The sequence below is a fragment of the Kitasatospora sp. NPDC058444 genome, from assembly GCF_042721415.1.
Classification (GTDB): Bacteria; Actinomycetota; Actinomycetes; order Streptomycetales; family Streptomycetaceae; genus Kitasatospora.
In genome coordinates this window covers 222,279-247,060 of record NZ_JBHXLL010000008.1, presented here as the reverse complement: position 1 = coordinate 247,060, position 24,782 = coordinate 222,279, and the positions used below count along the sequence as shown (strand labels likewise).

Sequence of the window (24,782 nt, the reverse complement as noted above, 5' to 3'; positions counted from 1 at the left end):
GCTGCGCCCCGCCGGGCTCCCCCCGTAGCGCGCGGGCAGCTCCGAGTATGACCCCCGCGTGGGGGCCGGGCCCCCCCCCCCCCCCCCCCCCCCCCCACGGCCCAGAGACCACCTGCCCCACCCTCCCATCGCGGGGGCGGGACGCCGGCCCGGCCGACGTCCCGCCCCCGTCGTGGTTCCCGGAGGGCGGGCGCCGGTCAGCCGTCCCCGCGCTCGTCAGTCGTCCTCGTTCCGGCCCTGGTCCTCGTCGCCCTGGTCGTTCCGGTCGCCCCGGTCGTCGCCGTGGTGGCCTCCCGCGGGCTTGGCGAAGACCTGGAACTTCTCGCCCGCCGCCGGGCCGTCGGTGCCGGCGACGAGGTTGCCGCTGGTCGAATCGAACACCACGGTCCTGCCGGAGGCCGCCACGAACGGCTGGTTCGACCAGCCGTTGCCGAGCGAGCCGTCCGGCGTGGTCGAGACCCGCTCGGTGCGCCCGGTGCGCAGGTCCTGGCGGTAGACGTCCCAGCCCGGGTGCTGCGGGCCCGCCACCAGGTTGTCCGCGGCGGACTCGAAGTAGAGCCAGCGGTTGTCCGCGGTGATCGAGCCGTGGTCCGAGGAGCCGACCGAACCGGTGCCCGGCAGACCGCCGCTGACCTTGGTCACGGTGCCCTTCTTCAGGTCCCGGACGTAGAGCACCGTGTGGTACCGGTGGCCGCTGGTGCCGCCGCCGGGCTCGGCCAGCGTGTAGATCGCGCGCCGCCCGTCGGGGCTGATCGTCGCCTCGAAGCTGGAGTAGCCGACCTGGCCGTCCAGGCCCACGCTCACCGGCGTGAGCGTCCGGGAGCGCACGTCGTAGGTGTAGTAGACGGCGGAGGTCGGGCGGGCCAGGCTCGGCTGCGCCACGTTCCGCGGGACGCTGCGGCGCGCGGCCTCGGCGGCGCTCGGGGTGAGCTCCACGTCGGCGGAGGCGGAGGCGGCGGCCGCGGTCGCGGCGGCGAGGCCGGGGGTCTGCTCGGACGGCAGCAGGTCGGAGAGGGAGCCGAAGCCGATGGTGCGGCCGTCGGCGCTGATCGTCGGGCGGAAGGACGTGCTCTCGCCCGGCCGGCCGTTCGCGTCGTGGGAGATCAGCCGGGTGGTGTGGGTCCGGCGGTCGGTCAGGTAGATGTTGAGCTTCCAGGTGTAGGGCCGGGTGAGCGAGGGCGCGGTGGTGGGATCCGGCTCGGGCCCGGGGTCCACGACGGTCGGGTCCAGGTCCGTCCGGGAGGACACGAAGGCCACGTACCGGCCGTCGGCGCTGATCGAGGGCGCGTACGAGTAGTGGAACCGGTCGGGGTCGGTGCTGGTGAGCCCGCCGCTGACCAGCTCGGTGCGGCCGGTCTTCCGGTCCCGGACGTACACCTCGTTGCGGCCCTTGACCTGCATGCCGGGCACCACGTTGTCGGCGTCGGTCTCGAAGGCGACGTAGCGGCCGTTGCCGCTGATCGCGGCCTGTTCGACCCAGCCGTTCACCGGCTCGCTCGAGTCGGACAGGCTGACCAGCTCGGTGCGGCCGGTGCGCAGGTCCTTCAGGTAGGCGTTGCGCGCGCTCGCGGTGGGCTGGGACACCAGGTTCCTGGCCCAGGAGGTGAACAGGGCGTAGCGGCCGTCCGCGCTGACGCCCTGGCCGAAGGACGAGTCGTCGGGCGTGGCGCCGTCGAGTCCGACGCTGACCCGGGTGGTGCCGTGCGGCACCGGGGCGGCCTGGGCCGGCGCGGCGGCGACGGCGAGCAGGGCGGCCGCGGCCAGGACGCCGCCGCCGCCCGACAGCCACCGGTTGCGGGTGGTCCGGGTGGTACGTGTCATGAGGTTCTTCCTCCCCAGCGATCGCCCGGCCGGGCTCCCTCCCGGCGACGGGCTTTCGGCAGAGCCAATCGTCGGGAGGGCGAGGGGGTCAACGGCCTCGGGTGATGTCGTCTGAAAATACGTCAACAGACGTATGCGGACGGGTGGTCAGGGCGTCACAGGCGGCGCAGGAAGACGTCCAGCGCCTGGTTGGTGTCGCCCGGGACCAGGTCGCCGTCGTCGGCGGTGAAGATCACCGTGTCGCCGGTGGCGTCCACGAACGGGCGGAAGGACGAGGCGCTGGTGGGCTGCTGGCCGTCGTGGGTGAGGCTGACCCGTTCGATCAGCCCGGTCCGCAGGTCGCGGCGGAAGACGTCGCTGAGGCCGTTGGTGTCGCCGGGGACGAGGTTCTCGGCGCTGGAGTCGAAGTAGACCCAGCGGTCGTCGGCCGTCATGACACCGGAGGAGGACGACCACTTGGTGGTGGTGCCCGGCAGGTCGGTGTTGACCTTGGTGACCTTGCCGGTGGCCAGCTCGTGGACGTACACGTCCATCCGGATGCCGTGGGCCGGGCCGGGGAAGCCGCCGACGAACACCGGGAGGCTGTAGATCGCGTAGCGGCCGTCCAGGCTGATCCGGGCCTCGTAGGAGGCGCCGGTCAGCTCGCCGGTGTCGTTCAGGCTGGCGCCGACGATGCCGGTGGCGGCGGTCCAGACGTAGTAGCGGTAGTAGTGGGGTCCGGTCAGCCGGGGCGAGTCGGCGCCGGGGGCGGTCTCGGCGCCGGGGTCGGTACCGGTGGCCGGGTCGGTGCCTGGGTCGGTGGTCGGGGGTTCCGGCAGCAGGTTGCTCGCCCGGGAGGTGAAGCCGACGGTGGCGCCGTCCGCGCTGATCGCCGGCTCGAAGGAGTTGTTGTCCGCGCCCTCGCCGTCCGCGCCGACGGTGACCAGCCGGCTGGTGTGGGTCCAGCGGTCGGTGATGTAGACGTTGTTCCTGCCGCGCCGCAGCACGCCGGTGGCGAGGTCGCTGCGGTTGGAGACGTAGGCGACGTAGCGGCCGTCGCGGCTGATGCTCGGGCTGACGGCCCCGTAGCGGCTCTGGTCGTCGCTGCTCGGCACGGCGGCGGCGGTGACCAGTTCGGTGCGGCCGGTCCAGCGGTCGCGGACGAAGACATCGCTGTCGTGCGCCGGCTGGCCGGGGACCACGTTGGTGGCGGTGGTGCTGAAGGCCACGTACCGGCCGTCGGCGCTGATCGAGGCGTCCGTGGTGGGGGCGTTCAGTCGCGAGCCGTCGTCGGCGACGCTGACCCGCTCGACGTGCCCGTTGCGCAGGTTCCGGACGTAGACCTCGTCCGAGTTCGGCGTGCCGGTCTCGGGCAGCAGGTTGGTCGCGGTCGAGGTGAAGAGCGCGGCGCGGCCGTCCTCGCTCAGGCCGAGCGAGGTCGAGTGCCCGTTGGACTGCTCGCCCTTGGGGCTCTCGCTGACCCGGGCGGTGTCGCCCTTGGGCGGCTTGGCCTCGGCGGCGGGCGTCGCGGCGCCGGCGGCCACGGCGGCGGCGGCCAGGACGGCGGCGGCGCGGGCCGGCCATCGGCGGGTGCGTGCGGTGGTCATGGAAGGTCCTCCCCTGGGATCGCCCGGCCGCGCTCCCTCCCGGCGGCGGGCTTCCGCAGAGCCAACCGTCGGGAGGGCCGGTGGTCAACGGCCGGAGGTGATCCCGTCGGGAAATACGTCAACAGGCGTATTCCGCAACGGAGTCAGGGGAGCCGGGAGAGTCGGGAGAACCGGGGGAGTCCGTCGCCGTCACAGGCGGCGCCGGAAGACGTCCGCGACGGCGTTGGTGTCGCCGGGGACCAGGTTCCCGTCGTCGGCGGTGAAGAGCAGCGTGGTGCCGAAGGCGTCGACCTGCGGGCGGTAGGAGGAGGCGGTGCTCTGGGCGCCGTCCTCGGTGAGGGAGACCCGTTCGGTGCGGCCGGTCCACAGGTCGCGGCGGAAGATGTCGGTCTGCCCGTTGGTGTCGCCGGGCACCAGGCCGGTGGCGTCGGAGGCGAAGTACACCCAGCGGTCGTCCAGGGTCATCACGGAGTCGAAGGAGGAGTCGACGGTCGTGGTGCCCGGCAGCGCGGTGCTGACCTCGGTGACCTTGCCGGTGGCCAGCTCGTGGACGAAGACGTCCTTGTGGACGCCGTGCGAGCCGGGCCGTCCGCCGTCCTGGAAGAGGCTGTAGACGGTGTAGCGGCCGGAGGGGCTGATCGACGCGTCGGTGCCGCTGCCGCGCAGGGCTCCGGTGTCGTCGAGGCTGGCGCCGGTGGTCCTGCCGGTGCGGGCGTCCCAGACGTACGAGGGGTAGGCGCGGGTCCCGGCGGCCAGTCCGGGCGCGGCCCCCGCCGCGCCGCCCTCGGCGGTGTTCACGGTCCGCTCGGCGGCTGCGGCGGTCCCGGCGGCGGGCGGGGCCTGGTCGGCCGGGAGCAGGTTGGCGGCCCGGGAGTTGAAGGCGATGACGGCGCCGTCCGCGCTGATCGTCGGACGGTAGGAGCTGTTGTCGGCCTCGGTGCCGTCGGCGCCGACGGTGACCAGCCGGGTGGTGCGGGTCCAGCGGTCGGTGACGAAGATCTGGTACTTGCCGTTGTGCACGCCCGGGGCGAGGTCGGTGCGGTCCGAGGAGTAGGCCACGTAGCGGCCGTCCCAGCTGATCGCCGGGTCCCAGGCGCTGCGGATGGTCTGGTCGTCGGCGTTCGGCGAGGCGGCGGCGGTGACCAGTTCGGTGCGGCCGGTCCAGAGGTCGCGGACGAAGACGTCGGTGCGGTGCTTCGGCTGTCCGGGCACCACGTTGGTCGCGTAGCTGGAGAAGGCCACGTACCGGCCGTCGCCGCTGATCGCCGCCGCCCCGGAGCCGCCGTCCAGCGAGGAGCCGTCGTCGGCGACGCTGGCCCGCTGGGTGTGGCCGTTGCGCAGGTCGCGGACGTAGATGTCGCCCGCCCCGCTGCCGCCGGGAAGCACATCGCGCGCCCCGGTGGAGAACAGGGCCAGGCGGCCGTCGCCGCTCAGCCCGAGGGCGAGGGACTCGCGGTCCAGCGCCTCGCCCTTGGGGCCCTCGCTGACCCGGGCGGTGTCGCCCTTGGGCGGGCGGGCCTCGGCGGCGGGCGTCGCGGCTCCGGCGGCCACGGCGGCGGCCACCAGGACGGCGGCGGTACGGGCCGCCCGGCGGCGGGTGCGTGCGGTGGTCATCGATCATCCTCCCCAGATGACGGTGCCGGGCCCACGACCCCCGCGGCCCGGTTCGATCACGAGCCAAACGCCGTCCGGGGTGTCCGGTCAACGGACACGAGCGATCTCGTCCGGAAATACGTCACCGGTGGTACCCCGGCGCTGGCCCGCCCCGTCCCAGACACCGCCGCGCCCCGCCGCTCCGACCGCCCCGCGACTCCGGCCGGTCCGGCACGCCGCGCCACGCTGGCAGAATTGGTCCGTGATCGACGCACGACGGCTGCGGACCCTGCGGGCCGTGGCGGACCACCGCACCGTGACCGCCGCGGCGGCCGCCCTCTACCTGACCCCTTCCGCGGTCTCCCAGCAGCTGGCCGCCCTGGAGCAGGAGACCGGCCACGACCTGCTCGCCCGGGAGGGCCGGGGCGTACGGCTGACGGCCGCCGGGGAGATCCTGCTCGGCCACGCCGACGTGGTGCTCGCCCAGCTGGAGCGCGCCGAGGCCGACCTCGCCGCGTACAGCGCGGGCGTCTCCGGGGAGGTCACCGTGGCCTCCTTCGCGACCGCCATCGCCTCCGTGCTCGCCCCCGCCGTCGGCCTGCTCGCCGAGCGCGCGCCCGGGGTGCGGCTCAAGGTGCTGGACGCCGAGGGCGACGCCAGCCTGCCGATGGTGCTGGACGGCCGGGCCGACCTCGCGGTGGCCGTCGAGTACCGGGGGGCCCCGCGCGCCGACGACGCCCGGCTGACCAGGGTGCCGCTGTACGCCGAGCCCTTCGAGGCCGTCCTGCCGCTCGGCCACCGGCTGGCCGACGAGTCCGGCCCGCTGGCCGTGGCCGCGCTCGCCGACGAGCCGTGGATCGGGCCGTACCCGGGCAACCCCTGCCACGACGTGGTGCTGCTGGCCTGCGAGCACGCCGGGTTCCAGCCCCGGCTGCTGCACTCCTCCGACGACTTCCGGGCCGTGGTGGCGCTCGCCTCGGCGGGCCTCGGGGTGGCGCTGGTGCCGCGCTCGGCGCTGCGCGGCGTCGACCTCGGCGAGGTCGCGGTGCGCCCGGTGGACAGCGAGCTCGCCACCCGCCGGGTCTTCGCCGCCGTCCGGGCCGGCGCCGACGGGCACCCACTGGTGCGGCCGGTGCTGGACTCCCTCGCCGAGGCGGCCGCCTCAGGCGCGTGAGCCGGCCGCGCGGGGGCGGCCGGGCCGCTCGCGGGGCGGGGGCGGGCGCGGGGGTGGTTGTTGAACGACACCGATCGGTACCGTTTTGTTCGATCGCGGATAAGATCGCCCGCATGGCAGTCAACGCACGGGCGCGCCTGCTGAGCACGGCCGAGACCCTCTTCTACGCCCACGGGATCCGCGCCGTCGGCGTCGAGCGCATCCTCTCCGAGTCCGGTGTGGGCCGGGCCTCCTTCTACCGGCACTTCGCCGGCAAGGAGGCGCTGGTGACCGCGGTCCTGGAGGGCCGTGACGTCCGGTGGCGGGCGTGGCTCTCCGAGCGGGTCGCGGCCCACGGCGGCCACCCGCTGCACGTCTTCGACGCGCTGGCCGAACGCTTCGCGACGCAGGACTTCCGCGGCTGCGTCGCGATCAACACGATGACCGAGATCACCGACCCCGCCAGCCCGGCCTGCCGGATGGCCGCCCTGCACAAGACCCGCGTCGTCGAACTGGTCGAGCGGTTCCTGCGGGACGCCGGCGTCCCCGAACCCGGCGAGCGGGCACGGCAGTTCGCCCTCCTGATGGACGGCGCCATCGTCACCGCCCTGCGCGAGGGCACCCCGGACGCCGCCTGGCGGGCCCGGGGCATCGCCGAGGCCCTGCTGGCCGCCTGACGGCGGCCGCCCGACACCGGGCGCACGACACCGGGCGCCTGCCGCCGGCCGACTGACACGCCGCCCCCGGGCGGGCCTCGGCTCAGGTGCGGTCCGGGGCCGCCGGGTGGCCGTCGGGGCGGACGCCGGCGAACTCGTCCAGGACGGCCACCCGCAGTTCATGGGCGCCGTCCGCGCGGGTCTGCTCGTAGTAGAGGTACCAGCGGCCGCGGGCCGGGACGAGGTCGGCGTACCGGACGTCCAGCCAGGGGCCGTCCGGGGTGAGGCGGTGCCAGCCGCGCAGGTCGGCGGAGGCCGCCAGGCCGCAGCGCTCCTCGTAGTTGCCGGAGGCGTCCGCCGAGCCGTCGTAGAGCGCGAGCCAGCCGCCCCGGCCGTCGGGCAGGACGGTGGTGATCCGGGACTCGTAGCCGTCCCAGGCCCCGGCCGGGCCGACGTCCAGGGCCTCGGCGGCGCGGCCCGGCGTGGCGGTGAAGCGCAGCCCGTCCGGGGACAGCGCGAGGGCGGTGGGCTGGACGGTGAGGCCGGTGGTGTGGATGTCGGCGTCGGCGTGGGCGCGGGCCCGTTCCTCGGGGGTGAACGGCCGGGCGCGGGAGACGGTGGCGAACAGGTGGACGCCGGCGTCGGTTTCGAGCAGGTACGGGTCCTTGACGCCCTCGGTGCCGGTGGTCCCGGCGGTGAGGACCGGGGTGCGGGCGTCGAGGTCGAAGGACTCGGGGGCGTCGGCGCTCAGGGCGTCGACGCGCCACCGGTTGTCGGCCGGGTCGACGTAACTCAGGTGGAGCAGGTAGCGGCCGTCGCGGCGCAGCAGGGCGAGGCGTTCCATCGAGGGGGAACCCAGTTCGTCGCGCCGGACGGACCACAGGTCGTGGAAGGCGATGCCGTCGGTGCTCTCGGCGACGGCGCAGCGCCAGCCCCGGTCGGGCCCGTGCGCCGTGCCGCGCGGGCGGCGCTCGCGGTAGGTGAGCAGGAAGCGGTCGAGGTCCGGCTCGTACCGGACGCCCGGGCAGCCGGCCCAGTACCCGGGTTCGGGGCGCTCAGGGGCGCGGACGAGGTGGGAGGCGCCGAGGTCGGGCGCGGCGGGCAGGGCGGGGTGCGGCATGGAACCGTCCTTCGGGGGAGGGGTGTTGCGGAAGTTTCTATCAGATCAATCAAAAGTATCGGTCGGGGTGTGATGGGTCGACAGTGGTCGGCCGTCCAGTGGCCTGGCCAGCTTCACCAGCGGATCTTCTGTGAAGGCGATGTTTCGCCCGATGGCGATCGCGCGACACCGGTCGAACCGGCCTTGACCACTCCCTGGAGATCGCGGCTAACTTCTTCTCAGAGTCGATCAAACAGGGTCGATCACACCCGGCCGACCACGATCCGAGGAAGCCCCGCCCGATGACCGCCCCCACCACCGACGCGCCCGGCTACGCCGGCCTGGGCCTGTACGTCGGCGACCTCCACAACCACTGCGGCATCAGCTACGGCCACGGGAGCATCGAGGACGCCTACGCCAACGCCCGGCTCCAGCTCGACTTCGCCAGCGTCACCGGCCACGGCTGGTGGCCCGACCTGCCCGAGCGCACCCCCGAACTGGCGAGCCTGGTCGACTACCACACCGAGGGCTTCGCCCGGCTGGCCCGGCTCTGGGACCACGTCCAGGACGTCACCGCCGCCGCCCACGAGGACGGCCGCTTCGTCACCTTCCAGTCCTTCGAGTGGCACAGCCTCGCCCACGGCGACCACTGCGTGTACTTCGACGGCCCGCGCGGAGAGATCATCCGGGCGGCGGACCTGGACGGACTGCGCGCCCGGCTGCGCGTGCTCGCCGCCCAGGGCCTGCGGACCTGGGCGCTGCCGCACCACATCGGCTACGGGCCGGCCCGCCGCGGCATCGACTGGGCCTCCTACACCGAGGAGTTCGCCCCGGTGGTGGAGATGGTCTCGATGCACGGCTGCGCCGAGTCCGACGAGGCGCCGCGCAACTACCTGCACACCATGGGCCCGCGCGCCGCCGCCGCCACGGCCGTCCACGGCCTGCGCCTGGGCCACCGCTTCGGGCTGATCGGCTCCACCGACCACCACAGCGCCTTCCCCGGCAGCCACGGGCACGGCCGGGTGGCGGTCTGGGCCCCGGAACTGACCCGGGACGGGATCTGGAACGCCGTCCAGCAGCGCCGCACCTACGCGATCACCGGGGACCGCATCCTGCTCGCCACCTCCGTCAACGGCGCCCCGATGGGCGCCGAGGCCGCCTCCGCCGACCGGCGCCGGATCCACGTCACCGTCCAGGGCCGGGACGCGCTCGACCACGTCGAACTGCTGCGCAACGGCGTGCCGGTCCACCGGGTCAGCCGGCCCGAACTCCTCGCCCGCGGCGGCGGCTCGGACACCTTCTCCGGCACCCTGGGCTTCGCCGTCGGCTGGGGCCGGCGCGGCGAACCCGTGCACTGGGACGTCGAGCTGCGGGTCGAGGGCGGGCGGCTGCTGGACGTCCAGCCCCGGTTGCGCGGCCCGGAGACCGTCGCGCCGGCCGAGGCCGAGCCGGACACCTACCGGCCGTCCCGGTGGGAGCGCACCGGGCCGGGTGAGGTCCGGCTGCGGACGGTCACCGACGGCAACCCCAACACCGCCACCGACAGCACCCAGGGCTTCTCGCTGCGGATCGAGGGCGACGCGCGCACCCGGCTGGTCGCCGTCGTGAACGGCGTCGAGAGCGCCCACACCGTCGGCGAGCTCCTCGCGGGCGCACGGACCGGCTTCACCGGCGGGTTCGTCTCCGGCGCCTACCGCTTCGACCGGGCCGTGCCCGACCGGGAGACGACCGCCGACTTCGAGCTGACCGACGAACGCCCGGGCGGCGACGGGGACTTCTACCACGTGCGGGTCCGGCAGCTGAACGACCAGTGGGCCTGGTCCAGCCCGACCTGGGTGGGACCGGCCGACTCCTGTCGCCGGGCCGGTTGACCCCGTCACCGGTCAACCGGCCGCGGCCGCCGATCGATCAGCCCCGAACCCGAGAAGGAGCAGCACCATGTCCCGCCTCCCCGGCCGCCTCGCCGCGGCCGCGCTCACCGCCGCCCTGGCCGTGACCGCCGCCGCCCCGGCCCACGCCGCGTCCACCGCGTCCACCGCGTCCACCGCGTCCGCGGCGTCCACCGCGTCCACCGCGTCCGCGGCGCCCGCCGTGGTGTCCGGCACCGACGTCTTCGCCGACGACTTCGAATCCGGTACCGTCTCCGCCTGGACCCGCCAGCGCGTCGACGGCAACGGCAGCATCACCGTGGCCCCCGCACCCCTCGGAGGCAGCGGCCGGGCCGCCCGCTTCGGCGTGCCGAACGACGGCGTCTCCTACCGCTCCGAGGTCGCCGTCAACTCCCTCGGCTGGGGCAGCTACCGCTTCGCCCTCGCCGACTACCTGCCCGCCGACTGGGTGCGGACCTCCACCGAGACGATCCTCGCCCAGTGGCACGGCTACCCGCTCGCGGACGGCAGCGACACCAAGCCGCCGATCGCCCTGACCGTCAAGGACGGCAGCTGGCGGCTCAAGGTGCACTGGCTGGTCGACCCGACCACCGTCCAGGAGGCGGTGATCCCGCTCGGCGACGTGCAGTTCGGCCACTGGAACCAGTGGGCCTTCGACATCACCTGGTCCACCGACACCACCCCCGGCGCCATCACCGTGTTCCGGGACGGCGCGCAGGTCGGCGCGTACAGCGGCCTCAACAACTACCACCAGAACCAGTCGCCGTACTTCAAGACCGGCATCTACCGGGCCAACTGGAACCCGGCCAAGAACATCCCCTACCCGACCGGCGGCCCCGAGGTGGTGGCCTGGAGCGACGGCGTCGTCGTCACCAGGTACTGACCCCGGACCCGTCGCGGACCCGTCGACCGAGCCCCGAGAACCCGAGAACCCGAGAACCCGAGAGCCGAAGAGGTAGCACCACCATGAGCGACGCAGCCCGTCACCGCGGCCTTCCCCGAAGGGGCTTCCTCGGCCTGAGCGCCGGAGCGGTCCTGCTGGCGGCGGGCTGCCGCTCCGCCACCGAGGACGCCGCCGGCGGGGCCGCGGCCTCCGCGACCACCACCGCGCCGGACCTCCAGATCGTCTACGGCGCCGCCCCCGACCCCACCCAGCTGCTCCACCGCGGCCCGGACACCCCGGTGTTCGTCAACCTGGTGCTGGACCGGCTGGTCGACCTCGACCCGCAGACCCTCCAGCCCGTGCCCTGGCTCGCCACCTCCTGGGAGTGGAGCACCGACCGCACCAAGCTGGTGCTCAAGCTGCGCGAGGACGTCACCTTCCACGACGGCCGCCCGCTCAGCCCGGACGACGTCGTCTTCTCGCTCACCGGCGCCGCCAGGTCCTCCCAGGTCAAGCCGCTGCTGGAACGGCTCTCCGACATCAGGGCGAGCGCCCCGCACGAGGTCACCCTCACCCTGGCCGAGCCCACCAGCAACCTGTTCGACGCGCTCGCCTTCAACCCCGTGGTGGACGCCCGCAGCTACGTCGACGGCAGGGCCGCCGAGAAGGTCAACGGCACCGGTCCCTTCACCTGGCAGGCGTTCAAGGGCGGCAACCAGCTCGACCTCACCCGCTACGACCGCTACTGGCAGAGCGGGCGGCCCCGCTTCGAGCGGATCACCGTCCGGTCGGTGACCGGCAGCCAGGCCGCGCTGTCCGCCCTCCAGTCGGGGCAGTCCCACCTGATCGGCGCGGTGCCCGGGCGCGACCTCAAGGTGCTGGGCGGGAACCCGGCCTTCGCCGTGCAGTCCGCCAAGTCCTCCTACCAGCAGGCGTTCCTCGGTGTGAACGTCACCGGCAGGCCCTTCGACGACCGCCGGGTGCGCCAGGCCCTGCAGTACGCGGTGGACCGCGAGCGCATCGTCGCCCAGGTGTACGGCGGCCACGCCGAGGCGAGCAGCCTGCCCTGGCCCTCCAACACCCCCGGCGTCACCCCCGACCAGGTCACCCGCTACCCGCACGACCCGGAGAAGGCCCGCGGGCTGCTCCGGGAGGCCGGCGCCGAAGGCGCGCGGGTGCCGCTCACCGCCGCCAACTCGCCGGTCTTCGCCTCCCTCGTGGAACTGGTCAAGTACGACCTGGAGCAGGCCGGGTTCGGCGTCGACGTCCAGCTGCTGGACAACGCCGCGCTCCAGCCGAAGATCCAGCAGGGCACGCTGGAGGGACTGTTCATCGCCAACCACGGCATGGTCAGCGTCTCCCCGCTGAGCGGGATCACCGTCTCCGGCCCGCTCCAGGTCGGCCGGAACACCTCGCACGTCACCGATCCCGCGTACGCCGAACTCCAGTCGCGGGCCTTCGCCGCCGCCGACGAGCGGGCCAGGGCCGACGTCAACCACGAACTGTCCGAGTACCTGCTCGCCGAGTCCTTCCACATCACCCTCGCGCACGCCTGGGAGACCTACGCCTTCGCCTCCTCGGTGCACGGCGTGGCCACCAGCGCGCTCGGCTACCTGCGGCTCGACGACACCCGGCGCACCGCCTGACGGCCGTCCCGGGGCGCCCCCCACCGCCCCGGGACGGCTATCCACCCACTTGGAGTACCCCCGTGCCCTACTGGACCAGAAAGGCGGCCGGTGCGCTGGCCACGCTCTGGCTCGCCTCCGTCGCCGTCTTCCTGCTGCTCCGCCTCGCCCCCGGCGACCCGGTGTCCGCCGCGCTCGGCGCCGAGGCCGACCAGGAGCAGCGCGACCGGCTCGCCGACAGCCTCGGTGTGGACCGACCGATGCCCGTCCAGTACCTGGGCTGGCTGCACGGGCTGCTCACCGGCGATCCCGGCAGCTCCTTCCACTACCGGGAGCCGGTGACCCGCCTGATCGGCCAGAGCGTCGGCAGCACCGTCCAGCTCGCCCTCGCCGCCGGCCTGCTGATGCTGGTGCTCGGCCTGGTGCTGGGCGTCGCCCTGGCCTCCGAGCGGCGCGACCGGCTGGCCCGGGTGCTCGACCCCCTGGCCACCGCCCTGCTGGCGCTGCCGGTGTACGTCACCGCCGTGCTGTTCGTCTTCGTCTTCGCCGTACTGCTGCGCCTGCTGCCGGCCGGCGGCGAGCGGGACCTGTTCACCGCGCCGGACCTCGCCGTCCAGTACCTCGCCCTGCCCGCCGTGGCGCTCGCGCTGCCGGGCTCGGCGGTGCTGGCCCGGCTGCTCGCCACCGAGCTGCGCCGCACCCGCCAGGAGGAGTTCGTGCTGACCGCCGTCGCCAAGGGGGCCTCGCCCCGGAGGGTCCTGGCACGCCATGTGCTGCCCAACAGCCTGGCGCCGTTCTGCGTCGAATTCGGCCTGCACCTGGGCGAGTTGCTCGGCGGCGCGGTGGTCGCCGAGCAGCTCTTCGCCCGGCACGGCCTCGGCCAACTGCTGCTGGACGCCATCAACCAGCGGGACTACCCGGTCGCCCAGACCCTGATCATGCTCGCCGTCGCCGTCGCCGTACTCGTCCAGCTCGGTTCGGAGCTGCTCGTCGGCCGACTCGACCCGCGGATCGCCCGCGCCGGCACCGGGGAGGACCGGTGACCACGACCGCCACCCCCGCGCGCCGCCCGCGGCCCGCCCTGCCCCCGCTCCCGGCCGCGCTGCGCACCCGGCGCGGGCGCACCGGCGCGCTGCTCGTCCTCCTGGTGGTGCTGCTGGGGCTGCTCGGCCCGCTGCTGGCCGCGGACCCCTACCGGCAGGGCCCGGACGCCCTGGCCGGGCCGTCGGCGGCCCACCTGCTGGGCACCGACGAGGTCGGGCGCGACCTGCTCGCCCGGGCGCTGGCCGGGATCCGCACCGACCTGCTGGTCTGCCTGCTGGCGGTGCCGGCGGCCGCCGTGCTCGGCACCGCGCTGGGACTGCTCGGCGGACTGAACCGGCTGCTGGGCGAGGCCGTCCAGCGGCTGTTCGACCTGCTGCTCGGCCTGCACGGACTGCTGCTCGGACTCGCGCTCGCCCTGCTGGTGCGCCCGGGACCGGGCAGCGTGGCGGCCACCATCGTGCTCGGCGCGCTGCCCTCCTTCGGACGCCAGGCGCGGGCGGCACTGATCGCCCAGCTCGCCCGCGACCACGTGGTGGCCGCCCGGGTGCTCGGCGTGCCGCGCGGCCGGATCCTGCGCCGCCACGTGCTGCCGAACGTCGTCGACGCCACCACCGCGCTGCTGGCGGTGGCGATGGCGCACGCCGTCAAGATCGAGGGCGGCCTGAGCGTGCTCGGCCTCGGCATCCAGCCGCCCTCCCCCTCGCTCGGCACGATGATCAACACGGGCTCCAAGTACCTGTTCCTCCACCCGGGTTACGCCCTGACGCCGGTCGTCCTGCTCGGCCTGCTGGTGTTCGGCCTGACCCTGCTCGCCGACTCGTTCAACCGGGAGAGACTGCGGTGACCACGACCGATGGGGTGACCACGACCGGGACCGCCCAGGCCCCGGCCACCGCCGTGATGCCGGGCCCGCCGCTGCTGGAGGTGCGCGGCCTGCGCGTCGCGGCGGGCGGCGCCGAGGCGGTGCGCGGAGTGGACTTCACCGTACGGCCGGGCGAGATCCTCGGCCTGGTCGGCGAGTCCGGCTCGGGCAAGACCCTCACCGCGCTGGCCGTCAACCGGATGCTGCCACCGGGCTGCCGCACCACCGGCGGCACCGTGCGGTTCGACGGGACCGACCTGCTCGCCCTGCCCGAACCCGCCGTGCGCGCGGTGCGCGGCCGGCGCGTCGGCATGGTCTTCCAGGACCCGCTGGCCCACCTCAACCCCCGGACGCCGGTCGGCCGCCAGCTCGCCGAGGCGGCCCTGGTGCACGGCGCGAGCCGCCGCTCGGCCCGCGAGCGGGCGCTCGAACTCCTCGACCTGGTCGGCATCGCCGAGCCCGCGCGCCGCTACCGCGACCGGCCGCACGAGTTCTCGGGCGGCATGCGCCAGCGCGTGCTGATCGCCATGGCGATGGCCAACCGCCCGGACCTGCTGATCGCCGACGAGCCGACCACGGCACTGGACCCGAGCACCCGGGTGGAGATCCTGGACCTGCTGGTCCGGCTGCGCGACGAGACCGGCACGGCCGTCCTGCTGATCACCCACGACCTCGGGGTGGTGGCCCGCAGCTGCGACACCGTCCAGGTGATGTACGCCGGCCGGATCGTCGAACGGGCCCCCACCGGAAGGCTGTTGGCCGCGCCTCGGCACCGCTACACCGCCGGGCTGCTGGCCGGCGTGCCCCGGCTGGACGGCCCGCCAGGCGCTCCGCTCACCGTCATCGGCGGACGGCCGCCGGCCGCCGGCGAGGCCCCGGCCGGCTGCGCCTTCGCGCCGCGCTGCGCGGCCGCCGTCGCCCGCTGCACGACCTCGGCGCCGCAGTGGACCGGCACCGCCGAATCCGGCTTCGCCTGCCATCTGCCCGCGGCGCAGCTGGTGGTGGCGGAGCGTCCGGCGGAGGAGGGGCGACGGGCGGAGCCGGCGGCCGAGCCCGTCCTGGTCGCCGAGGACCTCACCGTCCGCTACGGCCGCCGCCGGCCCCCGGCACTGGAAGGCGTGAGCCTGAGCGCCGCGCCCGGCCGGGCGGTCGGGGTGATCGGCGAGTCCGGCTCCGGAAAGTCCACCCTGGCCCGCACACTGCTCGGACTGGTGCGCCCGCGGACCGGGACGGTGCGGGTGGGCGGCCGCTCCTGGGCCGAGGCCGACCGCGCCGAGGAGCGCGAGCTGCGGCGCCGGGTGCAGATGGTCTTCCAGGACCCGTACGCCTCGCTCAGCCCCCGGATGACCGTGCGCGAGGCGCTGGCCGAGCCGCTGACGACCCACGGGCTGAGGGACCGCGATCCGCGCGGGCTGTGCGAACTGGTGGGCCTGCCGGAGGCGGTGCTCGACGCCCGGCCCCACCGCCTCTCCGGAGGCCAGCGCCAGCGGGTCGCCATCGCGCGGGCCCTGGCCGTCGGCCCGCAGGTGCTGGTCGCCGACGAGCCGACCTCCGCACTGGACGTCTCGGTCCAGGCGCAGATCCTCAACCTCTTCGCCGACCTGCGCGAACGGACCGGCGTCGGGCTGGTCTTCATCTCGCACGACCTCGCGCTGGTCCGGCACCTGTGCGACGAGGTGCTGGTGCTGCGGCACGGCCGGGTGGTCGAACGGGCACCCGCCGCCGAGCTGTTCGCCGCCCCCGCCCACCCGTACACCCGGGAGCTGCTGGCCGCCGCCGGCGCCCCGGACCTGCCTCTCCCATGACCGGACTCTGGAGCCCCATGCCTGCCGTCGATCCCTCGCGCCGCCAACTCCTGCTCGGCACCGGTGCGGTGGCCGCGCTCTCGGTACTCGGCCCGGCCGCGACAGCTGCCGCCGCCGCCCCGGCCGACGCGCCGGAGGTGACCGAACTCGGCCCCGGGAACGCCGACTTCCCCCTGATGAGCGCGACGCTGGTCGGCGACACCCTGTGGATCGGCTCGCGCAACCTCGCCCCCGCCCGGGTGATCGGCTACCACCTGCCGACCGGCCGGGTCACCACCACCGTCGACCTGCCCACCGGCAACTTCGTCCAGGGCTCGGCCGCCCGCGGCGGCGTGCTCCACCTCGGCGTCACCGACGCCCCGGGCGCGGCCAACCTCTACCGCTACGACGGCACGCTCACCGCGCTCGGCAACGTCCCCGGCGCCGACGTCCGGGACGTCGCCGTCGCACCCGACGGAACGGTCTACGCGACCGGACGGCAGAAGGGCCGGGCCGCCGGCCCCGGCCTCTACGCCTGGGACCCGGCCACCGGCGCCGTCACCGAGGTCGCCTCCCCGGCGCCGAACGCCACCCAGGGCCGTGCCGTCGCCGCCACCGCGACCCACGCCTACCTCGGCGTCGGCAGCAACCTCGCGGGCGGCGGCGGAGCGACCGGGGCGAGGCTGTACGCCGTCGAGCGGGCCACCGGCGCCGTCACCGACATCACCCCGCCCGACCTGCGCGGCGACACGATCATCCGCCGGATCACCGCCCTCGGCGACGACCTGCTGGCCGTCTCCACCGAGGGCGCACCCGCCCACGTGGCGCTCCTCGACCCGGCCGGCCACCGGGTGCTGCGCTCCTTCGCCGTCCCCGGCACCAAGAGCGTCACCAACTTCCAGCGCCGGGGGGACACCCTCTGGTTCACCTCCACCGAGCACGGCGTGCTGTGGCGCCACGACCTCGCCACCGGCGCCCTCGACCGGCTCGCGGTGCCCGTGCCGGACGGCAACTCCTGGGGCCTCGGCCGGCTCGGCGACACCCTGGCCGGGGTCACCGAGGGCGGCACCGTGTGGACGCTGGACCTCGGCACCGGGGCCGTCACCACCCGGGACCTGGTCGAGGCCGGCGCGCCCGCCGCCGCCCAGCTCGGCATGTCGGTGGCGGCCCGCGCCGGGCGGGTGTACGTCGGCGGCAACGGCTCGATCGCCCTGCACGACCCGGCCGCCGGAACCGTCCGCAAGCTCCCCGTCCCGGGGGAGGCCAAGGACACCGTGGTCCTCGACGACGGCACCCTCTACCTGGGCGTCTACTCCTCGCAGGGCATCTGGCGCCACCGGCCGGGCGTCGACCGGGCGCCGGTCAAGGAGGCGGCGCTGCCCCAGGAGCAGAACCGGCCGCAGGTGATCCGCTGGGACGCCGACAGCGGCCTGTTGCTGCTCGGGGTCCAGGCCGACACCACCGGCGGCGGTTCCTTCGTCACCTACCGCCCGGGCAGCGGCCGGCCGACCGTGCACACCGACCCGCTCGGCCCCGAGCAGATGGTCCGCGCGGTGGCGGTCGGGCAGGGGCAGGCGTTCCTCGGCGGTGACAACGCCCGGCCCACCGGCCCGCGCGGCGACCTGGCCGCCTGGGACCCGGTGGCCGGCCGCGCACTGTGGCGCGGCGCGACCGGCCTGGGCGCGGGCATCAGCGGTCTCGCCGTCCACGGGCACACCCTGTACGGACTGACGGTGAACGGCCGGGCGTTCACCGTCGACCTGCGCGGATCGCGGCGGCCCGGGTTCACCCCCGTGATCGGGCGGCGCGCCGACCTGGGGGCGGCGGTCGGCCCCAACCCGCGGCTGCTGGCCCTCGGCGGACACCTGTACGGGGTCAGCGAGCGGACCCTGTTCCGGCTGGACCGCGACACCCTGGCCGCCACCGTGCTGGTCGAGCTGGACGCCGAGTGGTACAGCGGGGCCCGGCTGGCCGCGGACGAGGACGGGGTGCTCTACACGCTGCGCGGGCGCGAGCTGATCGCCGTCCGTCCGTAGTGCCGTGACGACGGGGGAGGGGCCGGCCCGCCCGGGCCGGCCCCTCCGTCAGTGCTGTGTCCGAGCCGGTGCGTCGCCTGAGCCGGTGCGTCGCCCGTGTCGGTGCGTCGCCCGAGCCGGTGCGTCGCCCCGGTCAGTGCGGCGCCCGGGCCTCCCCGGCGGCCCGCGGGGCGAAGCGCGCGAACGGGTCGGCGACTTCCGCGCAGTGCCGGGACAGCAGGACCCGGAAGCGGTCGAGCAGTGCCGCGTGCCGGGCGTCGACCGCGAGGTTGACCAGCTCGCCGGGGTCGGCGGCGAGGTCGAAGAGCTGCTCCCGGTGGTCGCCCCAGGCATAGCAGACGTACTTGTGCCGCCCGGCGCGGACCATCCGGCCCAGCGCGTTGTTGAAACCGGGGATCTCCCAGCGGGTCTCGACCACCACGCTCCCGTGCGGGTGCTCCGCGCGGACGCTGCGGCCCGGCAGTTCCCGGGGAGTCCCGATGCCGGCCAGGTCGCAGAGCGTCGGGATGAGGTCCAGCCCGGCCGCGACCAGCCGTTCGTCGACCGCGCCGGCGGCCACCCCGGGCGCGGAGACCACCAGGGGCACCCGCACGCACTCCTCGTAGAGGGCCCACTTCTGGTTCCAGCGGTGGGCACCCGCGCCGTCGCCGTGGTCGGAGCTGAACACCACCACGGTCTCCCGGTCGCCGCCGCGCTCCTCCAGCGCGGCCAGCAGCAGTCCGATGTGACGGTCCACCCGCTCCACGAGGGCGTAGTAGGCGTGCCGGTAGCGGCGCCAGTCGTCCTCCCGCCACCCGGTGGTCGGGTGGGTGTGCGGCTGGGCCTGCCGGGCCAGCCGGGGCAGCGCCGGATCGTACGGCGCGACCGGGAAGTTGGCGGGCAGCGGCGGGAGTTCCGGCACGGGTGGTGCGGGCGGGAGCGGGCCGGTGCGCGGGTCCTGGCCGCGGGCCCACTCGCAGATGCCGTGCGGTTCCAGGAACGAGGCGACCAGCAGGAACGGCCGCTCGCGCGGTGCGCGGACGAACTCGGCGGCGGCGCGGGCGAGTCCGGCGTCGTCGCCGCCCGCCGGGTGGATCCGGCGGAAGCCCCGGTCCGCGGGCAGGTCGAGCTCCGGCAGGTGCCACTTGCCGCCGTAGCCGCAGTCGTACCCGGCCTCGGTGAACAGCCGTCCGAGCAGCGGGTTCTCGGGGCCGCCGGTGTTGCCGGTGACGCCGACCGTACTGGGCAGGCGGCCGGTCATCAGACTGGCCCGGGAGGGGGTGCAGAGCGGCTGGGCGCAGTAGGCGTTGGGGTAGCGGGTGCCGGCGGCGGCCAGCGCGTCCATCGCGGGGGTGCGCAGGTACGGGTTCCCGGCGGCGCTCATCGCGTCGGCGGTCTGCTGGTCCGTCAGGATCAGCACCACGTCGGGGTTGCGCGGGTCCAGGAGTCCGGGCACGGGTCAGGCCATCCGTTCGTAGGCGCGCGGGTCCAGCGCCCGGCGCAGCGGCGCGCCGCGCAGCCAGCGCTCGAACTCGCCGACGACGAGGTCGCCGAGGCGGCGGCGCTCCAACCCCCGGCTGCCCGCCAGGTGCGGGGTGACGACCACGTTGGGCAGGGTGAACAGCGGCGAGCCGGGCAGCGGCGGTTCGGGGTCGGTGACGTCCAGCACGGCGAAGAGGTCCGGGCGTTCGGCGAGGACGGCCAGCAGCGCGGGCTCGTCCAGGACGGCTCCGCGCGAGGTGTTGACCAGCGTGGCGCCGGGCTTCATCGAGGTCAGCAGCCGCCGGCCGACGAGGCCGCGGGTCTCGGGCAGCAGCGGGGTGTGCACGCTCACCACGTCGGCGGTGGCGAAGAGTTCGTCCAGGCCGACGGCCCGGACGCCGGGCGGCGGCGTCGGGGCGTACGGATCGTGTGCGAGGACCTCGACGTCGTAGCCGCGCAGCATCTCGCAGACCAGCCACCCGGCCGCGCCGAGGGACAGTACGCCGACCGTGGAGCCGTAGGCGCCGGGGGTGCCGGTGGCCGGGACGCCGGCGCGGGCGGCCCGGGCGGCGAGGACGTGGCGCCAGCCGCCCTTGAGGGCGTAGACGATCTGGGCCACGGTGAACTCCGCGACCGGGACGGCGTTGGCGTGCGCGGCGGTGACGATCGGGACGGCCGCCGCCCAGAATTCCTCGCCGGCGATCCGGCGCACCGAGCCGGCGGCGTAGAGCACCAGGCGCAGGCGGGGGAGCCGGGCCAGGGTGGCGGCGTCCAGGACGGGGCCGCCCCAGCCGGTGAACAGCACCTCGACGGCGCGCAGCGCCTCCGGTGCGGCCGTGGCCAGCCGTTCGGCGCTCCACACCCCGTCGGGTGAGGCCGGGTCGGCCAGCACCTCGGCCCGGGCGGCGACCCGGGCGCGGGCTTGTGGGCCGTACACGTCGGGGAAGCGTTCCGGGTCCATCGCGAAGACGGCGGTGGGCATCCGGTTCTCCTCGGGTCGCAGACGCGCACGTCGGATCGTCGGCGCACAAGGAGTTTCTATCACAGTGAGAAATAGTGGAGGGGGCGGCGGGCCCCGGCCGCTCACCGGGTGATGAAGGTCGCCCCGTCCGCGAGCCGGACCGCCGCCGAGGCCGCGCCGACCAGCTCGGTCGTGGTGCTGTGCACGACCACCAGGCGCGGCAGCACCGGCACCCGCCCCTGCAGCCGGCTCTCGATCGCGGCCGGGAGCTCGCCCCCGCTCTCCCAGAACAGCCGCCCGCCGAGGGCGATCAGCTCCGGCGCGAGCACCACGCTCAGGTTCGCCACCAGCAGCGCCAGGTCGTCGGTGAGTTCGCCGATCAGCCGCACCGCCGCCGGGTCGCCCTCCCGGCCCAGCCGGAACAGGCCCGACACCCGCTCCGCCGGGGTGCCGGACACCGTCAGGCCCGCCTCGGTGATCCGCCGGTCCACCGCGTGGTCGCCGATCCTCGCCTGGGCGTCGCCGGTCCGCCCGAGCGGCCGGTCCAGGGCCGCGTGCCCGGACATCAGATGGCCGAGCGCCCCGGCCGCCCCCAGCCGGCCGCGGTGCAGCCGGCCGTCCAGCACGATCCCGGCGCCGACCTCGATGCCCACCACGACGGCCGCCAGGTCGCTCACGCCGGCCGCGGCCGGCGACTGCCGCACGGCCAGCGCGACCAGGTTGACGTTGCTCTCGACCGCCACCGGGACGCCGTAGCGCTCCTGGAGCAGCACGCCCAGCCGCAGCCCGGGCCAGTCCAGGGCGGGCGCGAACTCCACCAGCCCGGTGCGGTCCCGGACCACCCCGGGCACGCCCACGACGAGCGCGCGGGGTGCCCCGGCATGCCGTCCGGCCCAGTCCCGCAGGCCGTCCACCAGGGTGAGCAGGGGGTCGGTCAGGTCGGCGGCCGCGATCTCCCCCGGCCGGTCCGGGCCGGGGAACGCCCAGTGGTGCTCGGCCTCGTGCAGCACCGTGCCGTCCAGGGCGGCCACCACGCCGACGATCCGGCGCGGGCGCATCGCGATCGCCAGCACGGTCTGCGCGCGGGCGTTGTACCGGATCAGCTGCGGCGGCCGGCCGCCGCTGGACGGCGCCCGTTCCGTCTCCACCTCCACCAGCCCCTCGGCGCGCAGCACCTCGACCAGGCGGTGCACGGTCGCGGTGCTGAGCCCGCTCTCGGCGGCCAGCCGCTGCCGGGACAGCGTGCCGTGCCGCCGCAGCACCTCCAGCAGGACGGTCTGGTTCACCTGGGCGACGGTCTGCGTCGTGGCGGTGGCGGGGGTACGGCTCGGGGGCATCGCGGGCTCCTCGGACCGGGTCGGGCCCGGGCGGGTCAGGACTTTGTCTCAGCTTGAATATATCCTTGGCCCGGCCCTCCCCGGCCGTCCGACAAGCCACGGAGCCGCCATGCCGCTCGCCTACTCCACCCTCGGCCTCCCCGGGCTCCCGCTGGCCGAGGCCACCCGGCTCGGCGCCGACCACGGCTGGGACGGGCTCGAACTGCGCTGTGCCGAGGGCGAGTCCGTCCATCCGGCGATGACCCCCGGGGAACGCCGTGCCGCCGCCCGAACCCTCCGCGCGCACGGGCTCACCCCTCTCGCGCTCGCCTCCTACATCGGCGTCGCCGCCCCAGGGCCGGACGCCCCGGTCGCCGACGCGCTCCGCACCCACCTGCGGCTCGCCGCCGACCTGGGCGCGGCCTCCGTCCGGGTCTTCCCGCGCGGCGGCGACGGCCCGCGGACCGAGGCCGACGACCGCGCCGTCCGGCGGCTCGCCGCGGTCGCGGAGGAGGCCCGGGCGCTGGGCGTGCGGGTGCTCGTCGAGACCCACGACTCCCACCGGGGCGGACGGGCGGTGGCCGCGCTGCTGGCCCGGGTCGCCCACCCGGCCGTCGGCGCCCTGTGGGACCTGATGCACACCCACCTGGCCGGCGAGACCCCGGCCGAGACCTCTGCCGCGCTCGCCCCGCACCTCGGCCACGTGCAGGTCAAGGACATCGCCGGCCCGCACGACCGCACCCCGCTGCCGCTGGGCGCCGGCGTCCTGCCGATCACCGACTGCCTGCGCCTGCTGCCGGCGGACGCCTGGGTCTGCTGGGAGTACGAGGCGCCCTGGCACCCGGCCGCCGCCCCGCTGCCCCCACTGCTGCCGTCGGGTGCGGCCTTCCTCGCGGCACTCCGCCGCCCGTCGGGCTGAGCGTCCCACCAGGGTGAGGGTCCCGGTGGTCGGCGGGCCGCCGGCGCGCACCCAGGCCTGATGGTCCGTTACCGGTGCGACGCGATCGGCGTGTTGCCGTTCGGTGACACGGAAGGCTCCATTCCGTCGACTGTTCGCACTAGTTTCGAACTGCGCCCGGCACCGGGTGCTCCTCACCCGTACCGAGCCCAGGAGAACCCGCATGCCCCTCTCGACGATCCGCCGCGCGACCACTGCCCGTACGCTGGCCGGAACCGTCCTGACCGTGGCCCTGCTGGTGCCCGCCGCAACGGCCTGCTCCTCCGCCTCGGACACGCACGACTCGGCCGCGCCGACCGCCACCGCGCCGGTCAGCACCCCGGCCGCCACCCCGGCCGCCACCACGCCGGCCACGACGCCCGCCGCGACCGGCACGCCCGGCACGCCCGGCACGCGCGGCGCCACCGCTCCGGCCGCCGCACCCACCGGGCCCGCCGCGACGAAGCCGACCACGCCGCCCAAGGCGGCCTCGGGCGTCCGCACCGAAGCCCTGGTGGACGGCAGCACGGCCGAGATCCGGGACCTCGGCAACCAGCACTACGTCGCCAGGATCCTCAACAAGGGCCAGGTCCTCGCCACCCTGGAGACGAAGGAGCACGACGCCGGACTCGACGCCAACGGCATGTTCGTCATGCTCTCGCTGGACGGCCGGATCCACTCCTGGATGGGCGGGAGCCACCAGGGGCCGGGCACCTTCAAGCTGGCGGGCGGCTGGACGGCCAAGGTCACCAAGACCGGCGAGCTCCGGTACCGCGCGGAGATCCTCGGCAACGAGAACGCCGTGTACGGCACGCTGGAGGCGAACCAGCAGGACGCCGGCGTCGACGCCAACGGCATCTCCATCGTGCTCAGCGCCGGCGGCGAGATCAGCGCCCACGAGTGAGCGCGTGCCGACGGCGGGTTGGTGGCGTACGGGAGCCGGTGCATAGGGTGGGGCCGATGTGTCGGCGCACGTGTGGAGAAATCCGATGAACTCGACCCCTGTCCCTGACGGCCACCTGCTTCCGGTCGGGGTGATCGGGCTCGGCGACATCGCGCAGAAGGCCTACCTGCCGGTGCTCACCGCGCTGCCCGGGCTCGACCTGCGGCTGATGACCCGCGACGCGGCCAAGCTGGAGCGGCTCGGCGAGGCCCACCGGATCGCCCCCGAGCACCGCTTCACCGACCTCGGCGCCCTGATCGCCGGCGGCATCCGCGCCGCCTTCGTGCACGCCGCCACCGACCAGCACGTCCCGATCGTCGAGCAGCTGCTCACCGCCGGGGTGGACGTCTACGTCGACAAGCCGCTCGACCAGACCCTGGACGGCGCCCGCCGGCTGGTCGACCTCGCCGACCGCACCGGCCGCTCGCTGATGGTCGGCTTCAACCGCCGCCACGCGCCCGGCTACGTCCAGGCCAAGGAGCGCCCGCGGGACCTGATCGTGCTGCAGAAGAACCGCGAGGGCCTGGCCGAGGCGGCGCGTCCGCTGGTGTTCGACGACTTCATCCACGTGGTGGACACCCTGCGCTTCCTGGCCCCCGGCGAGATCGAGCACGTGGACGTGCGGGCCCGCACCCGGGACGGCCTGGTCGAGCACGTGGTGCTCACCCTGGCCGGCGAGGGGTTCACCGCCCTCGGCATCATGAACCGGGTCTCCGGCTCCACCGAGGAGCTGCTGGAGGTCTCCGGCGGCGACTCCAAGCGCGAGGTGCGCAACCTGGCCGAGGTGATCGACCACCGCGGCCAGCCGACCGTCCGCCGCCGCGGCGACTGGGTGCCGGTGGCCCGTCAGCGCGGCATCGAGCAGTGCGTGCTCGCCTTCCTGGCGGCCGTCCGGGCCGGGCACACCCTGGACGCCCACGACGCGCTGCGCACCCACGAGCTGTGCGAGCTGGTCGTGGAGCGGATCGGGGCTTCCTGGGAGTCGGCTGGGAGCGGACTGTGAGCGGTCGGGGCTGACCGTGACTCACGTCATCTCCGAGGAACCGACAGTTCACCGTCAGGGTCTTGTCGGGGCATTTTCTACGCGCGTATCTTGAGGGGCGCCGCGGGGGGCGGGAGCCCGTCCTCCGCTT

19 protein-coding genes are annotated in these 24,782 nt (G+C 75.2%); 12 read left to right on the top strand and 7 right to left on the bottom strand.

What is annotated here, in order from left to right:
• Positions 1 to 216: 216 nt before the first annotated feature.
• The 3 genes from ACFWP2_RS12665 to ACFWP2_RS12655 all read right to left on the bottom strand — a co-directional run bounded on the left by ACFWP2_RS12665 (position 217) and on the right by ACFWP2_RS12655 (position 5,021).
• Entirely contained in the window at positions 217 to 1,821 is a 1,605-nt protein-coding gene (locus ACFWP2_RS12665) for a TolB family protein (protein WP_380450378.1), read from the bottom strand.
• A 155-nt stretch (positions 1,822 to 1,976) separates the two neighbouring features.
• A complete protein-coding gene (locus ACFWP2_RS12660) occupies positions 1,977 to 3,407 on the bottom strand; it encodes a hypothetical protein (RefSeq protein WP_380450377.1) in 1,431 nt (476 codons plus the stop codon).
• A 189-nt stretch (positions 3,408 to 3,596) separates the two neighbouring features.
• Positions 3,597 to 5,021, bottom strand: a complete 1,425-nt coding sequence (locus ACFWP2_RS12655) for a hypothetical protein (RefSeq protein ID WP_380450376.1) — start codon at positions 5,019 to 5,021, stop codon at positions 3,597 to 3,599.
• Between the two features lie 241 nt (positions 5,022 to 5,262).
• Between ACFWP2_RS12655 and ACFWP2_RS12650 the strand changes: the two genes are divergently transcribed.
• On the top strand, positions 5,263 to 6,174 hold the full coding sequence (locus tag ACFWP2_RS12650; RefSeq protein ID WP_380450375.1) for a LysR family transcriptional regulator: 912 nt from the start codon (positions 5,263 to 5,265) through the stop codon (positions 6,172 to 6,174).
• Between the two features lie 113 nt (positions 6,175 to 6,287).
• The gene (locus tag ACFWP2_RS12645) at positions 6,288 to 6,830 is read left to right on the top strand and encodes a TetR/AcrR family transcriptional regulator (protein ID WP_380450374.1); all 543 of its coding nucleotides are present in this window, start codon (positions 6,288 to 6,290) and stop codon (positions 6,828 to 6,830) included.
• A gap of 82 nt (positions 6,831 to 6,912) precedes the next feature.
• On the opposite strand, the gene ACFWP2_RS12640 is transcribed toward ACFWP2_RS12645, so the two are convergent.
• Positions 6,913 to 7,929 (bottom strand): hypothetical protein, encoded by a 1,017-nt coding sequence (locus tag ACFWP2_RS12640; protein ID WP_380450373.1) that lies wholly within the window; start codon positions 7,927 to 7,929, stop codon positions 6,913 to 6,915.
• Positions 7,930 to 8,210: 281 nt separating this feature from the next.
• Here ACFWP2_RS12640 and ACFWP2_RS12635 point away from each other — a divergent pair, with 281 nt between their 5' ends.
• The 7 genes from ACFWP2_RS12635 (at position 8,211) to ACFWP2_RS12605 (ending at position 18,031) form a co-directional block, all read left to right on the top strand.
• Positions 8,211 to 9,779 (top strand): DUF3604 domain-containing protein, encoded by a 1,569-nt coding sequence (locus ACFWP2_RS12635; RefSeq protein ID WP_380450372.1) that lies wholly within the window; start codon positions 8,211 to 8,213, stop codon positions 9,777 to 9,779.
• Positions 9,780 to 9,846: 67 nt separating this feature from the next.
• On the top strand, positions 9,847 to 10,680 hold the full coding sequence (locus tag ACFWP2_RS12630) for a heparin lyase I family protein (RefSeq protein ID WP_380450371.1): 834 nt from the start codon (positions 9,847 to 9,849) through the stop codon (positions 10,678 to 10,680).
• An 83-nt stretch (positions 10,681 to 10,763) separates the two neighbouring features.
• The gene (locus ACFWP2_RS12625) at positions 10,764 to 12,326 is read left to right on the top strand and encodes an ABC transporter substrate-binding protein (RefSeq protein ID WP_380450370.1); all 1,563 of its coding nucleotides are present in this window, start codon (positions 10,764 to 10,766) and stop codon (positions 12,324 to 12,326) included.
• Positions 12,327 to 12,388: 62 nt separating this feature from the next.
• Positions 12,389 to 13,348, top strand: a complete 960-nt coding sequence (locus ACFWP2_RS12620) for an ABC transporter permease (RefSeq protein ID WP_380450369.1) — start codon at positions 12,389 to 12,391, stop codon at positions 13,346 to 13,348.
• The gene (locus tag ACFWP2_RS12615) at positions 13,345 to 14,193 is read left to right on the top strand and encodes an ABC transporter permease (protein ID WP_380450368.1); all 849 of its coding nucleotides are present in this window, start codon (positions 13,345 to 13,347) and stop codon (positions 14,191 to 14,193) included. The genes ACFWP2_RS12620 and ACFWP2_RS12615 overlap by 4 nt, the downstream gene beginning before the upstream one ends.
• Positions 14,190 to 16,016, top strand: a complete 1,827-nt coding sequence (locus tag ACFWP2_RS12610; protein WP_380450367.1) for a dipeptide ABC transporter ATP-binding protein — start codon at positions 14,190 to 14,192, stop codon at positions 16,014 to 16,016. Before ACFWP2_RS12615 ends, ACFWP2_RS12610 begins: the two co-directional genes overlap by 4 nt.
• Positions 16,017 to 16,033: 17 nt before the next feature.
• Positions 16,034 to 18,031, top strand: coding sequence for a hypothetical protein (locus tag ACFWP2_RS12605; RefSeq protein ID WP_380450366.1), 1,998 nt, complete (start codon positions 16,034 to 16,036; stop codon positions 18,029 to 18,031).
• A gap of 133 nt (positions 18,032 to 18,164) precedes the next feature.
• Here ACFWP2_RS12605 and ACFWP2_RS12600 read toward each other — a convergent pair whose 3' ends face one another.
• The 3 genes from ACFWP2_RS12600 to ACFWP2_RS12590 all read right to left on the bottom strand — a co-directional run bounded on the left by ACFWP2_RS12600 (position 18,165) and on the right by ACFWP2_RS12590 (position 21,790).
• Positions 18,165 to 19,466, bottom strand: coding sequence for a sulfatase (locus ACFWP2_RS12600; protein ID WP_380450365.1), 1,302 nt, complete (start codon positions 19,464 to 19,466; stop codon positions 18,165 to 18,167).
• A gap of 3 nt (positions 19,467 to 19,469) precedes the next feature.
• A complete protein-coding gene (locus ACFWP2_RS12595) occupies positions 19,470 to 20,474 on the bottom strand; it encodes a hydroxyacid dehydrogenase (protein WP_380450364.1) in 1,005 nt (334 codons plus the stop codon).
• A 101-nt stretch (positions 20,475 to 20,575) separates the two neighbouring features.
• Positions 20,576 to 21,790 (bottom strand): ROK family protein, encoded by a 1,215-nt coding sequence (locus tag ACFWP2_RS12590; protein ID WP_380450363.1) that lies wholly within the window; start codon positions 21,788 to 21,790, stop codon positions 20,576 to 20,578.
• 109 nt (positions 21,791 to 21,899) lie between these two features.
• Here ACFWP2_RS12590 and ACFWP2_RS12585 point away from each other — a divergent pair, with 109 nt between their 5' ends.
• From ACFWP2_RS12585 to ACFWP2_RS12575, 3 genes are all read left to right on the top strand, one after another.
• A complete protein-coding gene (locus tag ACFWP2_RS12585) occupies positions 21,900 to 22,688 on the top strand; it encodes a sugar phosphate isomerase/epimerase family protein (RefSeq protein WP_380450362.1) in 789 nt (262 codons plus the stop codon).
• A gap of 202 nt (positions 22,689 to 22,890) precedes the next feature.
• On the top strand, positions 22,891 to 23,610 hold the full coding sequence (locus ACFWP2_RS12580; protein ID WP_380450361.1) for a hypothetical protein: 720 nt from the start codon (positions 22,891 to 22,893) through the stop codon (positions 23,608 to 23,610).
• An 85-nt stretch (positions 23,611 to 23,695) separates the two neighbouring features.
• Positions 23,696 to 24,652, top strand: coding sequence for a Gfo/Idh/MocA family protein (locus ACFWP2_RS12575; RefSeq protein WP_380450360.1), 957 nt, complete (start codon positions 23,696 to 23,698; stop codon positions 24,650 to 24,652).
• Positions 24,653 to 24,782: the final 130 nt, after the last annotated feature.